The organism is Paraburkholderia fungorum, from assembly GCF_900099835.1.
GTDB classification, from domain to species: Bacteria; Pseudomonadota; Gammaproteobacteria; order Burkholderiales; family Burkholderiaceae; genus Paraburkholderia; species Paraburkholderia fungorum_A.
Genome location: NZ_FNKP01000002.1, coordinates 401397 through 418640, shown reverse-complemented (window position 1 = coordinate 418640; position 17244 = coordinate 401397). Strand labels below are relative to the sequence as shown.

Genomic DNA, 17244 nt, shown 5'->3' with positions numbered 1-17244 from the left:
TCATGCTTACCGACGTGAAAACAGCCGCGAATCTGGCTACAAATGCAGGCTTGAACTCCAGCGCGCCGCCCGACGCGAATCAGGAAAATCTGGAAATCGCGCAACGTTACGCGGCGTTGCCCGCCGACAAGCGCGCGCGCTTCAAAGCGCGCTTGCGCGAGCATGGCATCGACGGTTCGATCCTGCCGATCGTGCCGCTCGCGATCCGTCCGTCTCGCGCGCCGTTGTCGCATGCGCAGGAGCGCTTGTGGTTCTTGTGGCGACTCGATCCCGCGAGTCACGCGTACAACATTGCGCGTGCGTTGCGGATCGACGGCGCGCTCGATACGGCCGCGCTCGACACGGCGCTCGCCGCGCTGGTCGCGCGTCACGAGGTGCTGCGCACCGGCTTCGGCGAAGACCACGGCGTGCCGTTCCAGCAGGTTCGGGCAGACGCGGGGCCGCGCGCGGTGTATCGCGATCTGCGTCATGCCGTAGACGGCTTGAGCGCGGAAGACGCCGACGCGCAGTTGCGCGCGCAACTGCGGCAAACCGCCTCGCAGCCGTTCGATCTCGAACGCGATCCGCTATTGCGATTCGACGTACTGCGGCTCAGCGACGACACCTACGTCGTGCAGATCGTGATTCACCACATCATCTCGGATGCGTGGTCGATGGGCATGCTGATCCGCGATTTCGTGTCTTTCTACGGCGACGCGTTGCGCGGCCACGTCACCCGTGCGCCCGATTCGGCGTTGCAATTTAGCGATGTCGCGATGTGGCAGCGCGAATGGATCGACAGCGACACGCTCGCGCGACAACTGTCGTACTGGTCGACGCAACTCGCGGGCACGGCGCCGGTTCTGCCACTGCCCGCGGATCGCGCCAGGCCCGCCGTGCGCGACGGTGTCGGCGCACGTTTCGCGCTCGATCTCGATGCCGTTCTCGCGAGCCGTCTCAAGGCGCTTTCGCGCAGCAACGATGCCACGCTATTCATGACATTGCTGCATGCGTTCAATCTGCTGCTGCATCGCTATAGCGGCGAAACCGATCTATGGGTCGGCGTGCCGGTGGCCGGGCGTCAGCGTGTCGAAACGCATCCGGTGATGGGCTTTTTCGTCAACACGCTGGTGATCCGCAGCCAGATTTCTCCGTCCGCTACGCTGCAACAGCAATTGCGCATGTTGCGCGATACCGTGCTCGACGCGCAGGCTCACGAAGACCTGCCGTTCGCGCATCTGCTGGACAGTCTGCAAACCGGCCGCGATCTGTCGCACTCGCCGCTGTTTCAGGTGATGTTCAACCTCGACTACGCGGACCCGAACGCGCGTATCGATCTGCCCGGCCTGACCGCGACGCCGGTGGACAGCGACGCGGGCACCGCACGCTTCGACCTCACGCTAAACGTGATCGAAGCGCCCGATAGTCTGCGCGCCATTTTCAGCTACGCGTGCGATATGTTCGACGCGGCAACGATCGAACGATTCGCGCGCGATTATCGTGCGGTGCTTGTGCAATTCGCCGACTCGCCATCGCTGAAACCGGGCGACATCGTGCTATCCGGCGCGACGCTCGCGTCGCAGGCGGAGCGGCTGTACGCGTTCGAGCCGGTGGTGCCACGCATCGTCGCGCGGGCGGCGGCGCAGCCCGACGCGCCCGCGCTTTATTGCGGCGACACGATGCTGAGCTACGCCGCGCTCGACCGGCGCAGCAATCAGATTGCGCGCCGCCTCAAGCATGCAGGTGTAGGCCGCGATACGCGCGTGGGCGTGTGCATGACACGTTCGGTCGGACTGCCGGTTGCGCTGCTCGCCGTGTGGAAGGCCGGGGGTGCGTACGTGCCGCTCGACCCGGATTATCCGGACGAGCGTCTGCGCGACATGCTCGACGACGCGGGCGTGGTGGCCGTGGTGGTCGACCGGGCGTGCAGCGAGCGGCTTGGCGATCTGTTCGGAGCCTGCCCGCAGATCGATATCGACGCTATCGACCAACACGCCGATGAAGATTCAAGCGGCTGGGACGAGCCCGTGCATCCGCGTCAGCTTGCGTATGTGCTCTACACATCCGGATCGACCGGACGGCCGAAAGGCGTCGCGCTCGATCACGAAGCGCTGAGCCTGCACTTGCGCGATTTCGGCGACGCCTACCGGATCGGCGCGAACGACATCATGCTGCAATCGTCGACGATCAATTTCGATGTCGCGCTGCACGAGCTTCTGCCCGCGCTGCTCGCAGGCGGCGCGGTGCGCATGCGCGGGCCGCAGGCCTGGACGCTCGACACGCTGAACGCGACGCTGACCGGCGGCAAGGTCACGTTTGCGCGCATTCCGACCGCGCTGTGGCAGCAGTGGCAACGCAGCGCGCCGTCCGCCGATGCGTTGCGCGCGCTGCGCCAGATCACGGTCGGCGGTGAAGCGCTGCCGGGCGATGCGCTCGACCGCTGGCAACGCGGACCGCTGAAGCACATCGCGCTCGATAACCTCTACGGCCCGACCGAGACCGCAATCGCCGCGCTGCGTCACACCACCAGCGCCGACGATGCAACCCAGACCGTCGTGCCGATCGGCCGCCCGTATCCGGGTCGCGGCGCGGCCGTCTTCGACGCGTACGGCAACCGGATGCCGCACGGCGGCGCAGGCGAGCTTTGCATCACCGGCGCGTGCGTCGCGCGCGGCTACCTGGGCCGCGCGGCGCTGACCGCCGAGCGTTTCGTGCCGGACGAAGACGGCACGCCCGGCGCGCGCCTTTATCGCAGCGGCGACCTGTGCCGGGTCCGCGAAGACGGCGCGATCCAGTTTCTCGGACGACTCGATCAGCAGGTCAAGCTGCGCGGACAGCGCATCGAACTCGGCGAAATCGAAGCGGCGCTGCGCGATTGCGCGGATATCGACGAAGCGGCTGTCATGCTGCACACGCAGCGAGAACAGCAGCAACTGGTGGCCTACGTGGTCGGCGCCGCGCAGATCGACGAACTACGTGAAGCGCTCGCGCAACGTTTGCCGGCCTTCATGGTGCCGAACGCCTTCGTCACGCTCGAACGTCTGCCGACCATGCCCAACGGCAAGCTCGATCGCCGCGCGTTGCCCGCGCCCGCCCTCGCCGATGCCGCACCGGCCGAACGCATCGCGCCGCGCAACCGGCGCGAACAGGTGTTGCTCGATATCTGGCAGCAGGTGCTCGGCTGCGAAGTCGGCGGCGTAACCGTCAACTTCTTCGCGGCGGGCGGCGACTCGATTCTGAGCCTGCAACTGCTGGCGCGCGCGCGTGACGCGGGGCTTCTGCTGACGCCGAAGCAGGTGTTCGAACATCCGAGCGTCGAGCAGATGGCGAAGGTGGCGCGCGACATCGACGGAACCGAGCCGGCCCAGGCCGCCGAATTGCACGACGCGCAACCGTTGACGCCGATCCAGGCGGCGTTCTTCGACAAGCATCCCGAAGGACTCGCGCACTGGAATCAGGCGGTGTTGCTGGAGGTGCGCGAGACGCTCGATCCCGCCGCGCTCGAGCGCGCGTTGCAGCAGTGGGTCGCGCGGCACGATGCGCTGCGGCTGCGGTTCGAACGGAACGCCGACGACGCGATGGCGAAAGGTTCGTCACGCTGGCGGCAACGCGTCGCACCGGTGGAAACAGCCAGCCTGCTGCAACACATCGAACTCGATCCGCAGACGTGGGAAAGCGAACTCGCCGCCGCGGGCACGGCGCTGCATCGCAGTCTCGATCTGCAGCAAGGTCCGCTGCTGCGCGCCGCGTATGTCGAAGCGGGCGCGCAACGGCGTCTGCTGATCGTGATTCATCACCTGGTCGTGGACGGGGTGTCGTGGCGCGTGCTGCTCGAAGAGCTTCAGGCGCTGTACGAGCGTCCCGATGCCGCATTGCCCGCGGTCACCACGCCGTGGAGCGTCTGGGGGTCGCGTCAGCATGACTACGCGCAGCAGGCCGAGCGTCTGTGGGAACTGGCGTGGTGGCAGCGGATGCTGCACGGCGCGAGCGCCGCGTTGCCGCTCGAAGGCGACGGCGATCGACGTCTGTCGGCGAGCCGCGTGGTCACGGTGAAACTGTCCGCCGATGCGACCCGGCGCCTGGTGCAACGCGGCGCGCGCGCGGACGACGCGCGTACCGAGGAACTGCTGCTGGCCGCGCTCGCCCAGACGCTCGGGCCCTGGGCGGGCAGTTCGCGTCTGCTGATCGATCTCGAAGGACACGGGCGTGAAGACCTGATCGACGGCGTCGATCTGAGCCGCACAGTCGGCTGGTTCACGACGCAATATCCGCTCGCTCTGGCTCATCATGCCGACCCGGCGCGCACGCTCGGCATGGTGCGCGACACGTTGCGCGCGGTGCCCGATCGCGGCTTCTCATGGGGCGCGCTGAAATACGCGGGCGACGACGCGAGCCGCGCGGCGCTGGCCGCGTTGCCGGTCGCGTCGTTGCGCTTCAACTACCTCGGCCGATTCGACCAGGCGTTGCCGTCGGGCGGCCGCTTCGGTTTTGCAAACGAGCGATCCGGCCCGCAGGCCGACGAGCGCGACACGATGGATCACGCGCTCGATATCGGCGCATTGATTTCCGGCGAGCGGTTGAGCGTGCATTGGCGCTACAGCCCAGGGGTGTTGAGCGAAGCGGGCGTGGAGCGGCTGGCTTACCGGTTCGAGGAGCTGTTGCTGGGATTGATCGATGGCGAGGCGGCAGGTGCGGGGTTGCGCGAGGCGGCGGTCAGTGATGGTGTGCCTGTGTCCAGTGCGCAGGATTCGGTTGCAGCGAACTCAGCCGACACCGCCGACGAGAAAGACCGCGCAGTCTTCGCGCTGTGGATGCAACGCGTCCGCTTCGAAGTCACGCTCGGCGCTCTCGCGCGCTCACGTCTCGCACCTTCGGCATCCACGCAAGCGGCAGAAAACGACCACGCCGCGCGCTTCGCGCCGCTGCCCGCCGGGGTCGTGCCGATGAACGATCTCCACGCGCCGCACGCGGTCTTCTGCATTCACGCGGGACACGGCCTCGTCGCTGAATACCGCTCGCTCGCCAAGGCGCTGAACGGTCGCACCACGCTGTTCGGCTTGCAGGCGCCGTCGCTGAGCGACCGCAACTGGTACGCCGACGATTTCGATGCAATGGCGGCCGACTACGTCGCGCGCATTCGCGCCGTGCAACCGCATGGGCCGTATCGGCTGCTCGGCTGGTCGTTCGGCGGACGCGTGGTGATGGCGATGCTCGAGCAACTGGAACGCTGCGGCGAAGACGTCGCGCTGGCCGGTCTGATCGACGCGATGCCCGATCGCGAACTCGACGACGATGTTCAGGCCGAAGTCCGCGCGCTGCGCATCTGGATCGCGCAGCACGCGGCGCAAGGCGTGAACGCGACCGAGCGCGCGCTGTTCGACGATGCATGCGACGTGATTCTCGAACACGGCCGGATCGTCGACACGTTCCGCATGCCCAGACTGCGCACGCCGCTAACGTTGTGGTGGTCGACGGAATCGGTGGAGAGCGGCAAGCCGCGCGACTGGTCGGCGCGCACGGGCGCGAGCGAGAGCGTGCTGGCGGTCGTGCCGGCGGGACACACGAGCATCATGCATCACCCGATGCTGCTCGACAGTGTGCGGGGACTGTTTGGCTGAGGTGGATTGCGGTGAAGGGTCGGGGTTCTGCCCGCGTGGCGGGATACCGGGATGAACCGCGCGCCCCAATCCCGCATTAACCCACCGCCGGCTCGCCAAACTGCTGACGGAACTGTTGCGGCGTGCTGCCGAACGCGCGCCTGAACATCACCGTGAAGGTGCGCACATCGGCATAACCGAGGTCTTGCGCGACGTCGCTTGCCGAATGGCCTGTCGACAGTTTCGACATCGCCTCGGCGAGCCGCAGTTGCTCGCGCCACTGCCCGAAGCTCATGCCAGTCTCCTGGCGAAACAACCGCGCGACTGTGCGCGAGCTGGCGCCGACGCGCTCGGCCCACAACTCCAGCGTGTCGTTGCTGTCCGGCTGCGCGATCAGGCTTTCGCAGATATTGCGCAGTCGCGAATTGGACGGCAGCGGCAGCCGCGACACCAGCGCGCCGTCCTCGGCGTCCTGAAGCAGTCGCAGCACCAGCGGGACGATCAGCGCGGCACGGCTTTCACCCGCTTCGTCCGAACCCGCATCGAACAGGCCGACGATGCTGGCCCGCAGCAGATCGCCCACCGCGATCACCCGGCACTCCGGTTTCTGCGGCGCGAGCGCGTCCGGCTCGATGTACAGTGTGCGCATCGAAACTTGACCGATCATATGTAATTCATGCTCGATCTGCGATCCGATGAGCAAGGCGTTGCCGGGCGTGAGCATCCAGAGACCGAGCGGCGTGACGGCTCGCACGATGCCGCTGGTTGCATAAACGAGCTGCGCACGGTGGTGAACGTGCGCGATTTCGTGGGTTCCGTCGGCGTAATCGATAGCTTGCGCAATGACCGGGCGGGTGGCGAAACGGTCGCCGAAAGTTTGCAGCTTGGGTTGAATCATGTCCGAATTAGCACCCTAAAACCCAACCGATACATCTAACCAGCCAATTTTGTCCATTTTCACGATCATCTTGTCCTGACTAACGACAGGCTATCAGATTATAGTGACGCATGGCCGCATCTGTTGGTCATCCCATCTGTCGTACCCCACCCGATTTTCATGTAGTCCCATAGCCGCCAAGAGCTAGCCAAACCAGCAGTTTATAGTTTATTGCGAATCATTATCACTCTCATTAACAGTCTTTTTTGGGAAGTCAACATGAGTACCGGGGTGCGCGGATCGACCGCGCTTAGCTTGCTGTTCTGTCTGCTGAGCGGAAGCTCGGCGGTGTATGCACAAACATCGTCGGATGCACCGGCTGGCGGGACAGCCGATTCGCCCAGCCTGCCGACCGTCAAGGTGTCCAGCTCGCGCGACAATCCGCGAGTCGGTTCCGCCGACGGCATCGTGCCGGTGAGCGCCGCCACGGCGACCAAGACGGATACGCCGCTGATCGAAACGCCGCAGTCGGTTTCGGTGGTCACGCGCGACCAGATGACGATGCAAGGCGCGAACACCGTCGCGGAAGCGTTGCGCTACACCGCCGGCGTGGTCTCCGAGCAGTTGGGCAACTCGACGGCCGCCGCCCCCTATCTCTACAGCCGTGGCTTCGTTCTCGAGCAGTATCTGGACGGCTCGCGGATGCCGAGCAGCTCGGCCTTCGGTTACGGCGTGCCGAACTTCGACACGTACGGCCTCGAACGCGTGGACGTGATGAAGGGACCGTCGTCGGTGCTGTATGGCCAGGCGAACCCCGGCGGTATTGCGAATCTGGTCAGCAAGCGCCCGACCGACGAGCCGATCCACGAAATCTATGCGACCACCGGCAGCCATGACCACGCCGAATTCGGCTTCGACATGGGCGGCCCGCTGACCTCGGACGGCAAGCTGACGTACCGCCTGACCGGCATGGCGTCCGACGCCAAAACCCAGGTGAACGGCGTGAAGGAGTCGACTCTCTACATTGCGCCGGCCGTCACGTGGAAGCCGGACGAAAACACCACGCTGACCGTGCTCGCGAAATATCAGCGCGACCCGAACGTCGGCTACTTCAACTACGTGCCCGCGAGCGGCAGCGCGCTGTTCAATCCGAACGGCCAGATTTCGAGCCACACGAACGTCGGCGACCCGGATTACGATCACCACTCCCGCACGCAATATTCGGTTGGCTACGAGTTCGAACACCGCTTCGATCCGACGTGGACGGTCCGTCAGAACGTGCGCTACACGGTGGTCAGCGACGACCTCGCGAACGTGTTCCCGTACCCGAACGGTTTCATCTCGGGTTCGACGACCACGGTCAACCGGTACTCGTTCACGAACGAGGAAACCGCCAAGTTCTTCACCATCGACAACCAGGCCCAGGCGAAATTCAACACCGGCCCGCTGTCGCATACGGTGCTGTTCGGCTTCGACTTCCAGCGCGTGCTGTACAACGAAACGGTCGGTTCGAACTTCGTCCAGCCGAGCCTGAATCTGTTCGCGCCGGTCTATCTGCCGATCTCGGGCACGACCGTCACCTCCGACGACATGGACCGGATGTCGCAATTCGGCGCCTACGCGCAGGACCAGATCGCTTACGGCAAATGGCGCTTCCTGGTCGGCATGCGTGAAGACTGGGCGCGTTCGGAAGACAACAATCCGATCGGGGGCTACGACATCAATCAGTCGGATCGCGCGTTCACATGGAGGGCCGGTCTCGTCTATCTGTTCGACAACGGCATTGCGCCTTACGCGAGCTACTCGAAGTCGTTCACACCGCAGATCGGCGCGACTTTCAGCGGCGCGCCGCTGCGTCCGACTACCGCCGATCAGTATGAAATCGGCTTGAAGTATCAGCCGCCGGGCTTCAACAGCTTCGTCACCGCAGCCTTGTTCGACCTGAGAGAACGCAACGTGGCCAGCTCGGACCCGGAAAACTTCGGCTACTCCGTGCAGGTCGGCCAGGTGCGCGCACGCGGCGTCGAACTCGAAGCTCATGCGGAACTGACCGACAACCTCGCGCTGATCGCGTCGTACACCTATCTGAGCAGCGTCTCGACGGAAAGCAACCTGACCGGCACCACCATCGACGGCTCGACGGTGTCGCTGCAAGGTCTGCAAACGTGGGGTATTCCGCGCAACGTCGCGTCGGCGTGGCTCGACTACACGCTGCATGCGGGCATCCTGCGCGGCCTGAGCTTTGGCGGCGGCGTGCGTTACGTCGGTGCGAGCTATGACCAGACGAACACGATCCACGTCGGCTCGCGCACGCTGCTCGATGCGGCTATCCGTTACGACACCGGCAAGCACTGGCTGTTCTCGGTGAACGGTACGAACCTGTTCAATCGCACCTACACGGCGTCCTGCCAGACTTATGGCAATTGCCACTTTGGCGATGGCGTCGAGGTTCTGGCGACCGCCCGCTACCGCTGGTAAGACTGACAGAGCAGTAAGCAATCAAGGATGAGCGCGTTGATCGACATGACCCAGCAGCAACTCGAACAGCCGGCGGCGAAGCAGGATCTGCATGACGAGGACGCTCGCGCGACGCCCGCCGCGTTGTACCAACTCGACGGTGCGTCGTTCGAGGCCGATGGCCGGGTTCTGTTGCAACCGCTCACCCTCACCTTGCACGCGGGCCGGATGATCGCGCTGATCGGCCACAACGGTTCGGGCAAGAGCACCTTGCTGAAGCTGATCGCGAATCAGCAGAAGCCGTCGCGCGGCACGATCCGCCTGAACGGCACCGATCTCGCCGACTGGCCGGCTCGCGATTTCGCGCGCCAGGTGGCCTATCTGCCGCAAAATCCGCCGACCGGCACGGGTATGACCGTGCGCGAACTCGTCGCGCTGGGGCGTTATCCGTGGCACGGTGCGCTCGGCCGTTTGCGCGCGACCGATCACGCGAAAATCGACGAGGCGCTGCAACTCACCGACACCGCGCGTTTCGAATCGCAACTGGTCGATCATCTGTCGGGCGGCGAGCGGCAACGGGTATGGCTCGCGATGCTGGTCGCACAAGGCGCGTCGTGCCTGCTACTCGACGAGCCGACTTCCGCACTCGATATCGCGCATCAGATCGACGTGCTGCGACTGCTGCGCCAACTCACCGATAGCCACGCGTTGACCGTGGTGATCGTGCTGCACGACATCAACCTCGCCACGCGTTTCTGCGACGAACTGATTGCATTGCACACCGGCCGTCTGTTGACGCGCGGCACGCCCGCCGACGTCATGCAGAGCGACGTGCTCGAATCGATTTACGGCATTCCGATGGACATCGTCATGCATCCGCATAGCGGTAGCCGGCTCGGCGTGGCGCGCTGACCATGCGCCGTCGCGAGTTTCTCCGTTCTGCTGCAATGGCGCCGCTGCTGGCGCCGCTGCTGGCGCCATTGGCTGGCGCGTCACTACTCGGCACGCCGCTGCAAAGCGCGCGCGCCGCCGTTGCCATTACGGCCGGTCCGGCTGCTTCGTCCGCGACGAAGTCGCCAGGCGCCGCGCCGCGTCTCGTCGTGCTCGACTGGGGTCTGGTCGAAACCCTGCTGGCGATCGGCGTCACGCCGGTTGGCGTCAGCGAAATCGATGCTTATAACGACAGCGTGGTCAGCCCGCTGGTGCCCGCGCACGTGCCCGATGTCGGGTTGCGTCTCGCGCCCAGCCTCGAACTTTTGCAACAGCTCGCGCCCGATCTGATCCTCATCAATTCGAGTCAGGAATCGCAGCGCGAGATGCTCGAACGCATTGCGCCGGTGCGCGCGTTCGCCGTCTATACCGATGCAGGCGCGCCGCTGCGTCACTCGCAGCAAGTCACGTTGCAACTCGCCGACCTGTGCGGCCGTCCCGCTGCCGGCCACGCGCTGATCGACGCGACCGACCGCGCGCTCGCCGCCAGCCGCGCGCAAATCGCGGCGCATCGCGCGCGCCGCCAACCGCCGGTCGCGCCGCGTCCGCTCTACCTGATCCGTTTTTTCGACGGCCGGCATATCGGTGTCTACGGTGCGCGCAGTCTGTTCCAGGATGTGATGGACGCGCTCGACGTGACCAACGCCTGGCACGGTCCCACCGATTATTGGGGCATCGGCGTCGCCGGACTCGAAAAGCTCGCGGCATCGCCGTCCGCCGATCTGTTCTATTTCGACCCGCTGCCCACCGGCGTCGCGCGCACGCTCGCGTCGAACCGCCTGTGGCATGCGTTGCCCGCGGTCGCCGAAGGCCGCGTCCGCACGCTGCCGCCGTTCTGGGGCTTCGGCATGCTGCCCTCGGCCGTGCGTTTCGCCGATGCATTGAGCGCCGCGCTGACGCAAGCGCCCTCGCAGAAAACTGCGTCGAACACCGCAGCGAACCTGCCGACAAGCCAATGAATTTCGCCCGCCCTATCCGTCCCATTCGTCCTCTCCGCCCCGATGCGCGGCGCTTCACGCTGCGCGCGTGGCTGCCCGCGGCGATCGGCCTGCTCGCGCTCGGCGCAGCACTCGCGCTGAGCGTCGACAGTCTGTCGGCGATCCTGCCGGCGTCGCAGTGGTGGCATGCGCTGTGGTCGCCGGATACGAAAGACATCCAGCAGATCATCGCGCACGATAGCTGGCTGCCGCGTCTGGTCATCAGCTGGCTGTGCGGCGCGACGCTCGGGCTCGCCGGCACGATCTTCCAGCAGGTGCTGCGCAATCCGCTCGCCGAACCGATGACGCTCGGCGTATCGGCCGGCGCGCAACTCGCGTTGACGGTCGCCACGCTGTGGGCGCCCGCGTTGCTCGGCGCCGATCAATGGATCGCGCTCGGCGGTGCGTTGATCACGGCGGCCATCGTGTTCGGCCTGTCGTGGCGCAGCGGACTCGCGCCGGTCACCGTCGCGGTCGCGGGACTCGTCGTCACGCTGTATTGCGGCTCGATCGGCGTCGCGCTGCAACTGTTCTACGCGCCGTATCTGCGCGGGCTGTTCATCTGGGGCGGCGGCTCGCTGGTCCAGCAGGACTGGAGCAACGTGACGATGCTCGCGTCGCGCCTCGCGATCGGCGGCGTGCTCGCGTTCCTGCTCCTGCGTCCGATGACGCTGTTCGGTCTCGACGACGTCAACGCGCGCAGCCTCGGCATGTCGTTGCGACGCATGCGGCTCGCCGCCCTCGCGCTCGCGGTCGTGCTGAGCGCGGCGGTGGTCAGCGCGGTCGGCGTGATTGGCTTTGTCGGCCTGGCCGCGCCCGCGCTCGCGCAGATGGCGGGCGCGCGGCGCCTGTCGCAGCGTCTGGTGATCGCACCGTTGTGCGGCGCGTTGATTCTGTGGCTCACCGATCAGGCCGTGCAGCAGCTATCCGGCGTGATGGGCGACCTGATTCCGACCGGCGCCGCCACCGCACTGTTCGGCGCTCCGCTGATGCTGATGCTGCTCGCGCGCATGCATCGCGCGACACGTTTGCCGGACGGCAACGACAACGCCGCGCGTCAGCATCCGGTCGCTGCGGCTTCGTTGCGGCGGCGCTTGATCAGCGTGGTGGTGATCACGCTCGTCGCGCTCGTGCTCGCGCTGGACTTCGGTCACGGCCCGGCTGGCTGGCACTTCAGCAGCCTCGACGAGTTCTCGCGCGTGGCGATCTGGCGCGCGCCGCGCGCCCTCGCCGCGCTGGCCGCCGGAGCGATGCTCGCGGTTGCCGGCACGCTGATGCAGCGCGTCACCGGCAATCCGCTGGCGAGTCCTGAAGTGCTCGGCGTCAGCGCGGGCGCGGCGCTCGGTCTGATCGCGATGGTGGTCGGTTTCGGCGATGCGGGACATACCGCGCGCATCGCGGCGAGCGCGGCCGGCGCACTGGCCGCGTTGCTCGCGATCCTCTGGTTCTCGCAGCGTTCGCGTTTCGCGCCGGATCGCGTGCTGCTCGCAGGCGTCGCCATCGGCGCGCTGTTTCAGGCCGTGGTCGCGGTTGCTATCGCGAGCGGCGGCGAACGCGCGACCACGTTGCTGCAATGGCTCGCCGGATCGACCTACACGATCACGCCAACCGACGCGGCGCTCGCGCTCGTTCTGTGCGTCGGGTTGTGCGCGGCGACGCCGCTGTTCAACCGCTGGCTGCAAATCCTCCCGCTCGGCGAAGCGTCGGCGCGCGCGCTCGGCGTGTCCACGCGCGGCGCGCGCTTTGCGCTGCTTCTGCTGATTGCGTTGCTGACGGCGGCTGCCACGCTAGTGGTCGGTCCGTTGTCGTTTGTCGGTCTGACCGCGCCGCATTTCGCGCGGCTTCTCGGCGCGCGCCGGCCTTTGCAGCAGGTGCTGCTGGCCGCGCCGATCGGCGCGTTGACGATCGTCGTCGCCGACTGGCTCGGGCGTGCGCTGCTGATGCCGCGCGAACTGCCCGCCGGCCTCGTCGCGACGCTGATCGGCGCGCCTTATCTGATGTGGCTGCTCGGCCGACGCCGCTAAGCCGCCTCAGCGTCTTATCTGCTTTTAGAACTTTCGACACTCCAGGAGAACACGATGTTTGCGGAACTGCTCAGATTGCTCAAGCGACTCTGGCCGATCACCGTACTCGCCACCACGATGGGTGCCGCGAGCGGTATTGCCACCGCTGCGCTGCTGGCGGTCACGAATCGCGCCTTGCATGACGGCGCCGCCGCGCTGCCGACCCTGCTCTGGAGCTTCGCCGGACTCTGCGTGCTGGCGCTCGCGGGCGAAGTCATCTCGGACATCGGCAACAACCTCGTCGGCCAGCGCGTGATCGCGATGCTGCGCAAGAGCCTCTGCGAAAAGATCATGACTGCGCCGATCGGTCAGATCGAAGCATTCCGCACGCACAAGCTGATTACCGCGCTGAATCAGGATATCGACACCATCAGCACGTTTTCTTTCATCTTCTCGAGTCTCGCGATTGCGACGGCGACGATCGTCGGCTGTCTCGGTTACCTGTTCTTCCTGTCGCCGCTGATGCTGGTCGCCGCGCTCGTGGCGATCGCGCTTGGTTCCGCGGTGCAAACATTGGCCCGGCGCGTCGGCCTGCGCCGCTTCGGCGCTGCGCGTGAAGCGGAAGATCGCTTGCAGAAGCACTACCGCTCGATTACCGACGGCGCGAAGGAACTGCGCCTGAACGGTCAACGTCGCAACTTCGTCTACGAGCACGAACTGTCGGGCACCATCGAAGCGATTTTCACGCTGCGCGTGCGGGCCGCGAATATTTTCGTCAGCGCGAATGCGTTTGGCTCGCTGCTGTTCTTCGTGCTGGTCGGTTTGATGCTCACGTTCCAGACGTGGTCGCCGGAGACGGACCGGACCGTGATCACCGGCTTCGTGCTGGTGCTGCTGTACATGAAAGGCCCGATCCAGGAGATCGTCGGTTCATTGCCGGCGATTGGCCGCGCTCAGGTCGCGTTTCAACGTATCGCCGAATTGTCCGCGCGGTTTTCGACTCGCGAACCGTCGCTGATCGACACACGCGAACACCGCGGGGCAACGCCACTCGCCGACGTGTTCGACACGATTGCACTGGCCGACGCGCACTATCGTTTCGCGAAGCCGCAGGACGAACGCGATACGCCGGTTCAGGGCGCGGGCGGCTTCGAACTCGGTCCGGTAAGCCTCAAAATCGAACGTGGCGAGACGCTGTTTATCGTCGGCGAAAACGGCTGCGGCAAGACCACGCTGATCAAACTGCTGCTCGGTCTGTATCAGCCGGATGCGGGGCAACTGCTGCTGAACGGCGAACCCGTGCGCGACGACCATCTCGACGATTACCGCCAGTTGTTCTCCGCCGTGTTCTCCGACTACTACCTGTTCGACACGCTGATTCCCGGCGAGGCCGAGCTGACCGCCGAGGCGCAGAAGTACCTCGAACGTCTGGAAATCGCGCACAAGGTGTCGATTCGCGACGGCGCGTTCACGACCACCGATCTGTCCACCGGCCAGCGCAAACGGCTCGCGCTCGTGCATGCATATCTGGAGCGCCGTCCGGTGATGGTGCTCGACGAATGGGCCGCCGATCAGGATCCGACTTTCCGTCGTATCTTCTATACGGAAATCCTTCCCGACCTGAAACGCCAGGGCAAGACGCTGATCGTGATTTCGCACGACGACCGCTATTTCAGCGCGGCAGACCGCTATATCCGGCTCGAAGAAGGGCTCATCGTCGAAGAAGTCCGGCCGGTGCGCGTGCCGGTTGCCGCTCCTGCTTCGCCGCTTGCAGCAAGCGCGTCGTGATGCGCGGCTAACCCCCGTACCAGTCATACACTTGATACCGCTAACCGTCAGTCAGTGAAGAACTTATGCCTTTGAATGTCTCCCTGCGCCGCTGCGGCTCTTTCAAACGTCTTGCGCGCGTGCTCGCCACCGCGCCCGCCGCCCTCGCCTTGCTGAGTTGCGCCGCGGCGCCGGGCACCGGCACCGACGCGCTCGCGGGACCGTATCACGTCGATATCCGCCGCACGTCGCTCGGCATTCCGCATGTGAAGGCCGACGACTGGGGCAGCCTCGGTTACGGCTATGGCTACGTGCAGGCGCAGGACAATCTGTGCACGATGGCCGACGGCTTCGTCACCTATCGCGGCGAACGTTCGCGCTATTTCGGCCCGCAGGCGCGACCGACGTCCGAATCGACCTTCGGACAGCCCGACAATCTCGACGCCGATTTCTTCTTCCGTTTCGTCGACGACGATGCTGCGGTCGCGCGCTATCGCGCGAGTCAGACCGACGAGATGCGCACGCTGATCGACGGTTTCGTGGCGGGCTACAACCGCTATGTCGGCGATCTCGCGCACGGCGAATTCCCGGCTGCGCACGCGGAATGCCGCGCTGCGCCGTGGGCCGGCAAGATCACCAGCGCCGACGTGTACCGGCGTCTTTACGCGGCCAACCTGGCCGGCGGCGAAGCGCGTTTTGCCGCCGCAATCGCGACGGCGCAGCCGCCGGTTGCCGGGGCTCAAGCGCCTCAAGCGCCTCAGGCGCCGCAGACACCCCAAGCGCCCCATGCGTCGCGCAACGGCGACACCGGCACGGCGCAACTCGCGTCGAACGCGCCGCTCGCGCATATCGGCGGCCATTCGGGCATCGGCAGTAACGGACTTGCGTTCGGCGCGGACGCGACCCGCGACGGCAGCACGCTGCTGCTCGGCAATCCGCACTGGTTCTGGAGCGGCCCGGACCGCTTCTATCAGGCGCAACTGACGATTCCCGGCAAGCTCAACGTCAGCGGCGTGTCGTTCCTCGGCGTCCCGCTGATCGTGATGGGCTTCAACGACAACGTCGCGTGGACGCACACGGTCTCGACAGCCAAGCGCTTCGGTCTGTTCAAACTCACGCTGACGCCGGGTGTGCCGACCAGCTATCAGGTCGACGGCAAAACGGAAGCGATGACGCCGACCCGGGTCGACGTCGACGTGCGCGCCGCCGACGGTTCGCTGCATACCGTGTCGCGCACGCTGTATCGCTCGCGTTTCGGCCCGCTCGCCAACCTCGGCGCGATGTCGCCCGCGCTCGCGTGGAATGCGCAGCAGGCGTTCGCGCTGCGCGATATCAACGCGGATAACTTCCGCGTGTTCGAGAATTTCCTCGAATGGAACAAGGCGAGTTCGCTGGACGATTTCATCCGCATTCAAAAGAAAAATGCCGCCGTGCCGTGGGTGAATACGCTGGCGATCGGCCGCCACGATCCGCGCGTGTGGTACGCGGATATCGGCGCGGTGCCGGACGTGCCCGACGAACTGGCGCAGCGCTGCACGCCGCCGGTCGGCAAGGCGCTCGCACCGTCGATGCCCGGCGTGCCGGTTCTCGACGGCTCGCGCAGCGACTGCGACTGGCGCGATCAGCCCGGCACGGTGCAGCACCGCGCGTTGCCGGTCGCGCAGATGCCCAGCCTGTTGCGGCGCGATTACGTCGGCAATTTCAACGGCAGCTCCTGGCTCGCCAATCCGGCCGCGCCGTTGACCGGCTTCGCGCTGGTGATCGGCGCGACGAACACGCCGCAATCGCTGCGCACGCGTCTCGGTCACAGCATCGCCACGCAATTGCAGAGCGATCCGGCTGGCGTCACCGCCGACTCGCTGGGTCGCGCGACCCTCGACAGCCGGTCGATGTCGGCGCTGCTGTTCAAGCAGCCGGCGCTGGATCGTGTCTGCGGTGTCGGCGATCAAACCGGGGCTAGCGCCGACGAACTGCGTCACGCGTGCACCGTGCTGGCCGCGTGGGACGACACCGCGAACGCCGACGCCGTGGGCGCGACGCTGTGGGACGAATGGTGGCGTCGTCTGCAGACGATTCCGGCAGCGCAGCTTTATGCCGTGCCGTTCGACCCCGCGAAACCGCTGACGACGCCCGCAGGCATCGCCGCCGATCCCGCGAAGCTCGCCGCGACGTTACATGATGCGATCGGCGCGTTGCAGAAGGCCGGCATCGCCATCGACGCACCGCGCAGCGCCGCGCTTTACGTGCAGCGCAACGGCGAACGCATTCCGCTGTACGGCGGCTGCGACGCGGGCGGCTACTTCACCGCGGCTTGCGCGGCGCATCCGTTCGACACGCGCGGCTACTCGATGAACGTGAACCCGAGCGGCGACACCTACCTGCAGATCGTGTCGTTCGCGGGCGACGAGGTGATCGCCAAGACCTTGCTCGCGTCGTCCGAATCGGACGATCCCGCATCGCCTCATTACGCCGACGCCACCCGCGAGTTCGCCGTGAAGCGCTGGCTGAAGATTCCGTTTTCCGAAGCGTCGATTGCACGCGACCCCGCGTTGAGCGTGCGCACCTTGAGTTCGTCGGACGCGCAAGCGCGATAACAC

8 protein-coding genes are annotated in these 17244 nt (G+C 65.9%); 7 read left to right on the top strand and 1 reads right to left on the bottom strand.

The window, feature by feature from the left end; all coding sequences use genetic code 11:
* Positions 1–2: 2 nt before the first annotated feature.
* A complete protein-coding gene (locus BLS41_RS18115) occupies positions 3–5597 on the top strand; it encodes a non-ribosomal peptide synthetase (protein WP_074767240.1) in 5595 nt (1864 codons plus the stop codon).
* A gap of 76 nt (positions 5598–5673) precedes the next feature.
* Here BLS41_RS18115 and BLS41_RS18110 read toward each other — a convergent pair whose 3' ends face one another.
* Positions 5674–6474, bottom strand: coding sequence for an AraC family transcriptional regulator (locus BLS41_RS18110; RefSeq protein WP_074767236.1), 801 nt, complete (start codon positions 6472–6474; stop codon positions 5674–5676).
* A 258-nt stretch (positions 6475–6732) separates the two neighbouring features.
* On the opposite strand from BLS41_RS18110, the gene BLS41_RS18105 reads away from it, so the two are divergent.
* The 6 genes from BLS41_RS18105 to BLS41_RS18080 all read left to right on the top strand — a co-directional run bounded on the left by BLS41_RS18105 (position 6733) and on the right by BLS41_RS18080 (position 17241).
* Positions 6733–8931: a TonB-dependent siderophore receptor gene (locus BLS41_RS18105; protein ID WP_074767233.1), complete on the top strand. Its 2199-nt coding sequence runs from the start codon at positions 6733–6735 to the stop codon at positions 8929–8931.
* Between the two features lie 36 nt (positions 8932–8967).
* Positions 8968–9822 (top strand): ATP-binding cassette domain-containing protein, encoded by an 855-nt coding sequence (locus BLS41_RS18100; protein ID WP_253189793.1) that lies wholly within the window; start codon positions 8968–8970, stop codon positions 9820–9822.
* Between the two features lie 2 nt (positions 9823–9824).
* Positions 9825–10859, top strand: a complete 1035-nt coding sequence (locus BLS41_RS18095; RefSeq protein ID WP_083380015.1) for an ABC transporter substrate-binding protein — start codon at positions 9825–9827, stop codon at positions 10857–10859.
* Complete coding sequence (fhuB, locus tag BLS41_RS18090; RefSeq protein WP_083380014.1) at positions 10856–12901, top strand: Fe(3+)-hydroxamate ABC transporter permease FhuB; 2046 nt, start codon at positions 10856–10858, stop codon at positions 12899–12901. Before BLS41_RS18095 ends, fhuB begins: the two co-directional genes overlap by 4 nt.
* A gap of 54 nt (positions 12902–12955) precedes the next feature.
* A complete protein-coding gene (locus BLS41_RS18085) occupies positions 12956–14668 on the top strand; it encodes a cyclic peptide export ABC transporter (protein ID WP_074767230.1) in 1713 nt (570 codons plus the stop codon).
* A 65-nt stretch (positions 14669–14733) separates the two neighbouring features.
* Positions 14734–17241, top strand: a complete 2508-nt coding sequence (locus BLS41_RS18080) for a penicillin acylase family protein (protein ID WP_083380013.1) — start codon at positions 14734–14736, stop codon at positions 17239–17241.
* Positions 17242–17244 lie beyond the last annotated feature (3 nt).

Excerpts from the sequence above, each read along its gene's own strand:
- BLS41_RS18080 (WP_083380013.1), top strand. The coding sequence starts at position 14,734 with ATGCCTTTGAATGTCTCCCTGCGCCGCTGCGGCTCTTTCAAACGTCTT.
- BLS41_RS18095 (WP_083380015.1), top strand. The coding sequence starts at position 9,825 with ATGCGCCGTCGCGAGTTTCTCCGTTCTGCTGCAATGGCGCCGCTGCTG.
- BLS41_RS18105 (WP_074767233.1), top strand. The coding sequence starts at position 6,733 with ATGAGTACCGGGGTGCGCGGATCGACCGCGCTTAGCTTGCTGTTCTGT.
- BLS41_RS18085 (WP_074767230.1), top strand. The coding sequence starts at position 12,956 with ATGTTTGCGGAACTGCTCAGATTGCTCAAGCGACTCTGGCCGATCACC.
- fhuB (WP_083380014.1), top strand. The coding sequence starts at position 10,856 with ATGAATTTCGCCCGCCCTATCCGTCCCATTCGTCCTCTCCGCCCCGAT.
- BLS41_RS18115 (WP_074767240.1), top strand. The coding sequence starts at position 3 with ATGCTTACCGACGTGAAAACAGCCGCGAATCTGGCTACAAATGCAGGC.
- BLS41_RS18110 (WP_074767236.1), bottom strand. The coding sequence starts at position 6,474 with ATGATTCAACCCAAGCTGCAAACTTTCGGCGACCGTTTCGCCACCCGC.